The sequence below is a fragment of the Phenylobacterium sp. genome, from assembly GCF_036821595.1.
Taxonomy (GTDB): Bacteria; Pseudomonadota; Alphaproteobacteria; order Caulobacterales; family Caulobacteraceae; genus Phenylobacterium.
Genome location: NZ_DAISJG010000193.1, coordinates 1 through 1,008 on the forward strand (window position 1 = coordinate 1; position 1,008 = coordinate 1,008).

Below are 1,008 nucleotides of genomic sequence, written 5' to 3' on the forward strand. Positions count from 1 at the left end.
TCAGTACACCCGCGCCTTGGGCGGGATGTAGGCGATGTCGTTGGTCATGGTGAAGTTGTGCACCGGGCGGTAGTCGATCTTCACCTTGCCGGTGGCGTCGTCGAACCAGGCGAGGGTGTGCTTCATCCAGGCCTTGTCGTCGCGGTCGGCGAAGTCCTCGCGGGCGTGGGCCCCGCGGCTCTCGGTGCGGTTGGCGGCGCCGTTGACGGTGACGGTGGCCTGGCCGACGAGGTTGTCGAACTCCAGGGTCTCCATCAGGTCGGTGTTCCAGATCAGGCCGCGGTCGGTGACGCGGATGTCGCCGCGCTTGGCGTGGACGGCGGCGAGCCGCTTGACGCCGGAGACCAGGCTCTCGCCGGTGCGGAAGACGGCGGCGTCCTCCTGCATGGCCTGCTGCATCTCGAGCCGCAGGGCGGCGGTGGGCGTGGAGCCGGAGGCGTGGCGCAGGCGGTCGAACCGGGCGAGGTGGCGCTCGGTCATGTGCGGCTTGAGCTCGGGCTGGCTGGCGCCGGCCTTGATGGTGTCGGCGGCCCGCAGCGCGGCCGAGCGGCCGAACACCACGAGGTCGATCAGGCTGTTGGAGCCCAGGCGGTTGGCGCCGTGCACGCTGACGCAGGCGGCCTCGCCCACGGCCATCAGGCCGGGCACCGTCTGGTCGGGGTTCTTGCCGGCCTTGGTCACGACCTCCGAGTAGAAGTTCGTGGGGATGCCGCCCATGTTGTAGTGGACGGTCGGCAGGACCGGGATCGGCTCCTTGGTGACGTCGACGCCGGCGAAGATCTTGGCGCTCTCGGAGATGCCCGGCAGGCGCTCGGCGAGGATCGCCGGATCCAGGTGGTCGAGGTGCAGGAAGATGTGGTCCTTCTTCGGGCCCACGCCGCGGCCCTCGCGGATCTCGATGGTCATGGCGCGGGAGACCATGTCGCGCGGCGCGAGGTCCTTCACGGACGGCGCGTAGCGTTCCATGAACCGCTCGCCCTCGGAGTTGGTCAGGTAGCCGCCCTCGCC

The 1,008-nt window shown here is 70.0% G+C and carries 1 protein-coding gene; it reads right to left on the reverse strand.

Going from position 1 to position 1,008, the window contains the following annotated elements; all coding sequences use genetic code 11:
* A partial coding sequence (locus V7Z97_RS20550) for an FAD-binding protein (protein ID WP_334165499.1) occupies positions 1–1,008 on the reverse strand: 1,008 nt, incomplete at its 5' end.